The organism is Neisseria sp. P0021.S005, assembly GCF_051956955.1.
The window spans coordinates 1-2,270 of record NZ_JBQCWY010000493.1 but is presented as its reverse complement, the minus strand read 5'-3'; the positions used below and the strand labels follow the sequence as shown (position 1 = coordinate 2,270).

Sequence of the window (2,270 nt, the reverse complement as noted above, 5' to 3'; positions counted from 1 at the left end):
TCAGACGGCCTAGGTTGATTTCTTTGCCCGAATACAGGCATTTGCCGTGTTGTTGCTCGTACAGGCGCAGTTTCAGAATATCTTTGGATTTGGGTTCGCCGACAAAATTGGGGAAATACTCTCGGAACTTAGCGGCGGCTTTTTCCCGGTCTTTACGGTTTTCTTCTTGGCGTTTTTCGATTTCTTTGCGGTCTTTAAACGATTTGCCTACTTCCCTTGCCGTTTCAATATGGATACGTGCAGGGGAGCCGTACCGGCGTACAACGGCATTTATGACTTTTCTGGCTTGAGATAAGGCGCGCAAGACGACGGGGTTGCGGATTTCGTCGGCGGGAATCGGCGGCAGATAAATCTTTTCTTCCGCATTTTTCTTGCCGTAATGGTCTCCGTAGATTTCGGCGCAGGCTTCATCGTAACGTTTGCCTTGCTCCATTAGAGGCACAATTCGGCGCAATGCTTTCAAGGAAATTTGGACGAACTTGTCGAAGCTGATGTGTTTTAACAGCGCTTCTAAAATTTCGGGCTGAACACGGTCTTTCAGACGGCCTGTAATGTCTTCATCGGTTTTGAACAGGGAGAATGCCGTGCCGATTTCGTCTTGTAATTCGGGAGAAAGGTTTAATGGGGATTTTTTGTCTTTCAATCCTTCTTTTTCCAGCGCACGGCTGATGGCATGGTAGGCCTTCATTTCCATCAATGTTGAGGCTTCGGCATTGTCTTTACCATAGCGCAAGCCTTTGAAAAAGGCGGTATCTTCTAAACCCAGCAGCTTACGGGCTTGTGCGTAAGTCAGTTTGGATTTTCTGTATGGCTCGTCCATAAGCGTGGCGCGTTCGGTAGTGGTCAATGGCCGCTCGCTGCCTTGCTCTAAAATACGCAGGTTGTTCAGCTTGGTCAGCCAGATGAAACGTCCGGCGGTGTAGGTGTTTTTAGCGGCTTTCGGCTCTGTCGGCTCAAAGGTGCAATACCCCAACATTTTTTGAACAGCATCGCCAGACAGGGCAGGGCGTTGCGCCATCAGCAGGGTTTCAATACCTTCTTTAAGGCCGTCTGAAACATGCGGATTGCCGAATTCTTTTTGTTTTTCAAACAGTAAATTCAGCTCTGCTTGTAAATCTTTGCGGTTGAACGTATGCGAATAATCGCCGCGTTGGTTGCGGATATGGCCGCTTTCTTTCTCAAATTTATTTAAAGCTAATTCGGCTGGTGTGCGGAAATTGCCTGTTTGTAAGGCATGGGCATTGTCGGCTACGCCTTTAAGCAAAGCGCCAAGCTCCTTATCGGCAGTTTCGCCCTCGTTTTTTCTTTGCGACAAATAGCCGCGATGTTTGATTAAATGCAACAAGACTGCCGACCACTCCAAAGGCGTCAGTTTGCGATCTAATGCGGCTGCGCGAAGTTGCCATGGTGTATTCGGTAAGGATTTAATCAAGCCGTTTTCATCAAAATCGGCGGCTTGTAATACGCCTTCGCGTTTCAATAGACGGCGGGCCCGAAGCAGACGGTGGGCGCGACGGCGGGTCAGGCGGCGAACACTGCGTGCCAAGCGTCTTGCCGCTGCGAGAGAGTCGCCTGTTTTCGGTACTTCTGCACGCTCAAATACGCGCACGCCCAAATCAATCAGGCGGATGGGGTTTTCTTCTTCGTTAATTTCTACCATCGCCCAGCCGACGGATGCAATGCCGATATCGAGACCGAGGATGTAGTTGATTGGATTGGGTTTGAATGCAGCCATCAGTTTCTCCGTAATGTGATGTTTGGTAAGTATAAATATATCCTAGGTAAGTATTACTATGCAAATGAAATGCTTGACTGGGTGCCGATTTGGAATTAGAATCCGTCCATATTGTTGCACTGCGAAATGAGAAACGTTGCTACAATAAGGCCGTCTGAAAAGATGTGCCGCAACGCTCTGCCCCTTAAGGCTTCTGCTTTAAGGGGCATCGTTTTATCTAGATGGCAGGGATTAAAAAGGCCGTCTGAAATTTCAGACGGCCTTTGGTATTACCAGATATCGGATTTGATTTTGCGTTTCAAGCCTGGGTGTTCAGAGAGTTTGAACTCTGGGTCTTTACCCATTTTCAGCTTGGCTGTGTAGTCTTTCAACAGCAGGAAGGCAAGTGGTGACAGGAGCAGGATGGCAACGAGGTTAATCCATGCCATGATGCCCATGGCCATGTCTGCCATATCCCATACCAAGGGTACGTTGGCAACTGCGCCGAAGTAGACCCATGCCAAAACCAGCATACGGAAAACGGCGGTAACCAGCC

2 protein-coding genes are annotated in these 2,270 nt (G+C 48.8%); both read right to left on the bottom strand.

What is annotated here, in order from left to right:
- Nucleotides 1–1,735: type II CRISPR RNA-guided endonuclease Cas9 (gene cas9, locus ACTHUE_RS16020; protein WP_440423975.1), on the bottom strand; the 1,735-nt coding region annotated here is incomplete at its 3' end.
- Between the two features lie 269 nt (nt 1,736–2,004).
- A partial coding sequence (locus ACTHUE_RS16015) for an alanine:cation symporter family protein (protein ID WP_440423974.1) occupies nt 2,005–2,270 on the bottom strand: 266 nt, incomplete at its 5' end.